General features: G+C 59.5%; 7 protein-coding genes. 5 read left to right on the forward strand and 2 right to left on the reverse strand.

All coding sequences use genetic code 11. The features are described from left to right. Nucleotides 1-67 precede the first annotated feature (67 nt). From GZ092_RS11860 to rnk, 5 genes are all read left to right on the forward strand, one after another. The gene (locus GZ092_RS11860) at nucleotides 68-967 is read left to right on the forward strand and encodes a transporter substrate-binding domain-containing protein (protein WP_293636632.1); all 900 of its coding nucleotides are present in this window, start codon (nucleotides 68-70) and stop codon (nucleotides 965-967) included. 112 nt (nucleotides 968-1,079) lie between these two features. Continuing rightward, complete coding sequence (locus GZ092_RS11865; RefSeq protein WP_293636633.1) at nucleotides 1,080-1,802, forward strand: amino acid ABC transporter permease; 723 nt, start codon at nucleotides 1,080-1,082, stop codon at nucleotides 1,800-1,802. A 1-nt stretch (nucleotide 1,803) separates the two neighbouring features. After that, nucleotides 1,804-2,472 (forward strand): amino acid ABC transporter permease, encoded by a 669-nt coding sequence (locus GZ092_RS11870; RefSeq protein WP_293636634.1) that lies wholly within the window; start codon nucleotides 1,804-1,806, stop codon nucleotides 2,470-2,472. Between the two features lie 46 nt (nucleotides 2,473-2,518). Next, on the forward strand, nucleotides 2,519-3,256 hold the full coding sequence (locus GZ092_RS11875; RefSeq protein ID WP_293636635.1) for an amino acid ABC transporter ATP-binding protein: 738 nt from the start codon (nucleotides 2,519-2,521) through the stop codon (nucleotides 3,254-3,256). Nucleotides 3,257-3,556: 300 nt separating this feature from the next. Next, nucleotides 3,557-3,967: a nucleoside diphosphate kinase regulator gene (gene rnk / locus GZ092_RS11880; protein WP_293636636.1), complete on the forward strand. Its 411-nt coding sequence runs from the start codon at nucleotides 3,557-3,559 to the stop codon at nucleotides 3,965-3,967. A 198-nt stretch (nucleotides 3,968-4,165) separates the two neighbouring features. Here the strand turns inward: rnk and GZ092_RS11885 are convergent, their stop codons facing one another. Both GZ092_RS11885 and GZ092_RS11890 read right to left on the reverse strand, forming a co-directional pair. Further along, nucleotides 4,166-5,200: a DctP family TRAP transporter solute-binding subunit gene (locus GZ092_RS11885; RefSeq protein ID WP_293636637.1), complete on the reverse strand. Its 1,035-nt coding sequence runs from the start codon at nucleotides 5,198-5,200 to the stop codon at nucleotides 4,166-4,168. 36 nt (nucleotides 5,201-5,236) lie between these two features. Continuing rightward, a partial coding sequence (locus GZ092_RS11890) for a TRAP transporter large permease subunit (RefSeq protein ID WP_293636638.1) occupies nucleotides 5,237-6,000 on the reverse strand: 764 nt, incomplete at its 5' end.

Consider the following 6,000-nt stretch of genomic DNA (forward strand, 5'->3'; position numbering starts at 1 on the left):
TTGGCACAGGGTTGATGTTGCGCTCTATAAAATAGTTTTTTCTAATTGTTTCAATACAGGAGATTTCATGAAATTCAAGACAGCCACTCTGGCACTGGCGCTGTTTGCGTCAGGTGCGGCTTTTGCCCAGGCAACCGACACCGTTGCCAAGGCCAAGGCTTCCGGCGTCGTCACCATGGGCGTTCGGGATTCGTCCGGTGCCCTGTCCTATACCCTGGGTGATGGAAAATACGTGGGTTACCACGTTGAAATCTGCCAGCGTATCCTGGCCAACCTGGAAAAGGCGGCAGGCCGCAAGCTCGAGATCAAGTACCTGCCGGTCACGTCGCAAAACCGCATTCCACTGGTGCAAAACGGCACGGTGGACATCGAGTGCGGATCTACCACCAACAATGCCACCCGCGCCAAGGACGTGGCTTTCGTGCACACCACCTTCGTCGAGGAAGTGCGCATTGCGGTCAAGGCCAATTCGGGCATCACCTCGATTTCCCAGCTGGCCGGCAAGAACGTTGCCACCACCACCGGCACCACTTCCGTGCAGACCCTGCGCAAGAACGAGCGCGCCAACGGCATCGACTTCAAGGAAGTCTATGGCAAGGACCATTCCGACAGCTTCCTGCTGCTGGAATCGGGCCGTGCCGACGCCTTCGTCATGGACGGCTCCATTCTGGCTGGCAATATCGCATCCGCAAAAAACCCGGCTGATTTCAAGATCGTCGGTGAAGTGCTCAGCGTCGAGCCGATTGCCATCATGGTCCGCAAGGATGACGCCGGCCTGAAGAAAATTGCCGACAACACGGTGGACGAGCTGATCAAGACCGGTGAGATGGCCAAGCTCTGGGACAAGTGGTTCATGCAGCCCATCCCGCCGAAGAACACCCGCGTAGGCCTGCCGGTCAGCGAAAGCACCAAGGCCGCCTGGGCCACGCCGAATGACAAGCCGATGGAAGAGTACGCCAAGAAGTAATTCCGGCATCCTGCGCCGACAAACCCCGCTCGTGATTGCGCTGGCGGGGTTTGCTGTTTAGGGCAGGAGTTTCAATGGACAAGACGACAAAAACAACCAGCAGGAGTCAACCATGACGTGGGATTGGAAAGTTTTTTTAAACGATGACGGGGGCGGGCGCACCTATCTCGAATGGATGCTGAATGCCTGGGGCTGGACACTGTCGGTGGCAGTGGCCGCCTGGGTGGTCGCCATGGTGGTCGGCGCCCTGATGGGCACGCTGCGTACGCTTCCCAACAGCCCCTGGCTGGTGCGCCTGGGCAATTTCTGGGTCGAGCTGTTTCGCAACATCCCCTTGCTGGTGCAGATTTTTCTCTGGTATTTTGTGGTTCCCAAGATGTTCCCCGCCATGAAGGAAGTGCCCGGTTTTGTGCTGGTGGTGCTGGCGCTGGGCTTTTTCACCTCGGCGCGTATTGCCGAGCAGGTGCGTGCCGGCATACAGGCCCTGCCGCGCGGCCAGCGCTATGCCGGAATGGCGCTGGGCTTTACCACGATGCAGACCTACCGCTATGTGCTGCTGCCGATGGCTGTTCGCATCATCATGCCGCCGCTGACCAGCGAGTCGATGAACCTGCTGAAGAATTCGTCGGTGGCCTTTGCCGTGTCGATTGCCGAACTCACCATGTTTGCCATGCAGGCGCAGGAAGAAACCTCGCGCGGCGTCGAAATCTATATTGCCGTCACGGCTCTGTATGCGGTTTCCGCCTTTGCGGTCAACCGGATGATGGCGCTGGTCGAAAAGAAAATGCAGATACCCGGCCTGGTCGTGGCAGGCACCACCGGCGGAGGACACTGACATGTTCGGACTTGACCTGACCTTTCTGAACTGGGAGCTTCTTTCGAAGTTCGTCATCAGCGGCTTCTGGTTCAGCGTGCAGCTCACCGTGGTCGCCACGCTTGGCGGCATTTTGCTGGGCACCATGCTGGCGTTGATGCGCCTGTCGGGCAACAAGCTGCTGGCCATTCCCGCCACCATCTATGTCAACGGCATGCGCTCGATTCCGCTGGTGATGGTGATCCTGTGGTTCTTCCTGCTGGTGCCCACGCTCATCGGCCGCCCCATTGGTGCCGAACTGTCGGCCACCATCACATTCATTGCCTTCGAGGCGGCGTACTTCAGTGAAATCGTTCGCGCCGGCATCCAGTCGGTGTCGCGCGGCCAGGTGAACGCCGGCCGGGCGCTGGGCATGACCTACGGCCAGAACATGCGGCTGATTATCCTGCCGCAGGCCTTTCGCAACATGGTGCCGGTGCTGCTGACGCAGACCATCATCCTGTTCCAGGACACCTCGCTGGTGTATGCCATTGGCGCCTACGACCTGCTCAAGGGCTTCACCACAGCCGGCAAGATTTACGGCCGGCCCGAGGAGTCGTACATCCTGGCCGCCGTGGTGTATTTCGTGCTGTGCTACAGCCTGTCCTGGATGGTCAAGCGGCTGAACAACCGCATTGCCATCATTCGCTGATACCTTTCCTGATGCAGTAACACCCCAGAGAATATTGGAGAAGAAGATGATTGAGTTGAAGGAAGTTTCCAAATGGTATGGCGATGTGCAGGTGCTGAACAAGTGCAGCACCCGCATTGAAAAAGGCGAAGTCGTCGTGGTGTGCGGGCCGTCGGGCTCGGGCAAATCGACGCTGATCAAGGTCATCAACGCGCTGGAGCCTTTCCAGAAGGGCCAGATTTTTGTCGATGGCCAGGCGGTGCATGACCCGAAGACCGACCTGCCCAAGCTGCGTTCCAGAGTCGGTATGGTGTTCCAGAATTTCGAGCTGTTTCCGCACCTGAGCGTGACCGAGAACCTGACGCTGGCACAAATCAAGGTGCTGGGCCGCAAGCCCGACGAAGCCAAAACCCATGGCCTGAAATACCTTGACCGCGTCGGCCTGATGCTTCACAAAGACAAGTTTCCGGGCCAGCTGTCGGGCGGCCAGCAGCAGCGCGTGGCGATTGCCCGGGCGCTGAGCATGGACCCGATTGCCATGCTGTTCGACGAACCGACCTCGGCGCTCGACCCGGAAATGGTCGGTGAGGTGCTTGATTGCATGATGGGCCTGGCCACCGACGGCATGACCATGATGGTCGTCACCCACGAAATGGGATTTGCCAAGAAGGTCGGCAGCCGCGTCATCTTCATGGACGTGGGCGGCAAGATTCTGGAAGACTGCTCAAAGGACGAGTTTTTCAGCCATCCGGAAAACCGCCAGGAACGGACCAAGGACTTCCTGAACAAGATCCTGTCGCACTGAGCTTCAAAGAGGGAATTGTCCGGTTTGCCTTCACCACACGGGATGCTAGGATCAAGCTGTATGCGATCCTCGTCAACGTTCACCCTGTATGCCACCGCACATGCACCCGCTGTTCCCGCAGCGGTGCGCGCCGTTGCAGGCTGCCCGGTGCAGTGGCCGCACCAGCCCGTGACACATTCCTGAGCCCGGCGATCCATCCTCCCTTGATTTTCTAGCGCCTTTTTCTGGATCACCGGGCCTCGTTTGCAGCGCTGGCTTGCCGGTAAGCCTGTTCCGGCTTTTTGATTCAGGAGTTCATCCATGGCCACTTCCCCACATCCCGCACGCGTTCTGACCGAACTCGATCAGGTTCGCATCAGCAAGCTGCTCAAGCATCCCGGCATGGCGTTTGCCGCCGAACTGGCATCGGTGATTGACAGTGCCGAACTGGTGTCTTCCTACGACGTGCCGCCCCATCTGGTGACCATGAACTCCCGGGTTCTGATTGCCGACGAGATGCTCGGCGAGGAACGCACCCTGACGCTGTGCTATCCGCCCGATACGGATCCGAACACGGGCTTTGTCTCGGTGTTGTCTCCGGTCGGTACGGCTTTGCTGGGCCTGACGGAAGGCCAGACCGCCCGCTGGAGCGCGCCCGGTGGAGAGCCGGCCTCGGCAAAAATCCTCAAGGTGATTTTTCAGCCGGAAGAAAGCGGGGATTACCTGCGTTGACCAAAAAACAACCGTTTTAGCATCAAAAAAGGCATTCTGCGCAGGCTGTCTATGCTTAAGCAGCTATAAATTCAGGAGTAAAAATCTATCTTCTGCCGTGATGCAAGCACAAAGTGATTTCACTTCAACCAGAAATCTCAGACGTTTGAACGCAAAAAAGCCCCGAAATCCGGGGCTTTTTTGCGTTCGGCGTGGTGCTTATTTCTTGCGCGCGGCAATCGACTTTTCAGCCGTGTTGACCAGGTTGGCGCCGATCTGGTTTTTCCATTTGTCGTACACCGGGCGGGTCGCCTTGACGAAGGCTTCGCGTTCGGACGGGCTGAGTTGCGTCACGGTCACGCCGTTGGCGGCAATGTCCTTGAGCAGCGGCTTGTCGGCTTCGGCCAGGCCCTTTCTGGCGATGACGATTTCCTGCTTGCCGGCGTCCACTGCCGCCTGCTTGACGATGGCCCGGTCGGCGGGCGTCCACGATGCCCAGATGTCCTTGTTCGCCACAAAGATCAGCGGATCAGCCACGTAGCCCCACATCGTGACGTATTTTTGCGCCATGGTGTGCAGCTTGGCGGCGGTATAGATCGCCATCGGGTTTTCCTGGCCATCGACCGCTCCGGTCGCCAGCGCCGGCTGCGCATCGGCCCAGCTCATCTGGGTCGGATTGGCACCCAGCGCCGTGAAGGTGTCGAGGAACAGCGGCGAGCCGACGACGCGGATTTTCAGGCCCTTCAAGTCTTCGGGCATCTTGATGGCGCGCTTGGAATTGCTGATTTCTCGGTATCCGTTTTCGCCCCAGGCCAGCGGCATCACGCCGGCCTTGTCGATGATCCTGAAAATGTCCTTGCCGACCTCGCCCTGCGTCAGCGCGTCCATGGCCGCATAGTCGGGCATCAGGAAGGGCAGCGAAAACAAATTCAGTTCCTTCACCTGCGGCGACCAGTTGATGGTCGAGCCGACGGCCAGGTCGATCACGCCCTGGCGGATGGCGCTGAATTCGCGCGTCTGGTCACCCTGGATCAGCGACACGCCCGGGTACAGCTTGATGTTGATGCGGCCCTGCGTGCGCTCCCGCACCAGATTCGCCCAGATTTCGCCGCCCTTGCCCCACGGGTAAGCGGGCCCGAGCACCAGCGACATCTTGTATTCGGCCTTGTAGGTTTGTGCCTGCGCGGGTGCGGCGGCTGTCAGGGCCAGCGCGGTGGCGGCCAGCGCCAGGCCGAGAAAATTCTTGCGTTTCATGGGGAAGTCTCCTTGGGTAAAAAAAGGGATTCGGGCTCAGTAGCCCAGCTTGCGCGGCAGCCACAGGGCCAGTTCGGGAAAAGCGATCACGGCGACCAGCACCAGGAACATCGCGCCCAGCATCCAGACCACCCAGCGCACGGTTTCTTCCATGCGCACATTGGCAATCCGGCACGACACCATCAGGTTGACGGCCAGCGGCGGCGTGAACTGGCCGAGCGCCACCTTCAACGTCAGGATGACACCGAACCACACCAGGTCCCAGTGGTAAAACTGGGCAATCGGCAGAAGCAGCGGCACGAAGATCAGAAAAATCGAAATGCCGTCGAGGAACATGCCGACGGTGATCAGCATCAAAATCAGGAGCGACAAAATGCCGTATTCGCCCAGCCCCGAGTTGACGATGGCATTCGTCAGCGGGTCAATCACGCCCAGCGTGCTCAGCGAATAGGCAAAAATGCTGGCCAGCGACACCACCAGCAAAATCACCGCCGACAACTCGCCCGACTCGCGCAGGATGGGAAACAGGTCGCGCACCGAGATCGTGCGGTACACCACCATGCCGATAAACAGGCCGTAGAACACGGCGACCACCGCCGCTTCGGTCGGCGTGAACCAGCCGGCGCGCATGCCGCCCAGGATCAGGATCGGTGCGGCCAACCCCCAGACCGCTTCCTTAAAACTGGCCCAGAAAGGCGGGCGCGGCATGCTGGCTTCCAGCGCGCCCATCTTGTGTTTGCGCGACAGCCAGACCGCCGGAACGATCAGCGCCAGCCCGGCCAGAATGCCCGGCACCATAC

The organism is Polaromonas sp. (genome assembly GCF_010365105.1).
GTDB lineage: Bacteria > Pseudomonadota > Gammaproteobacteria > Burkholderiales > Burkholderiaceae_C > Polaromonas.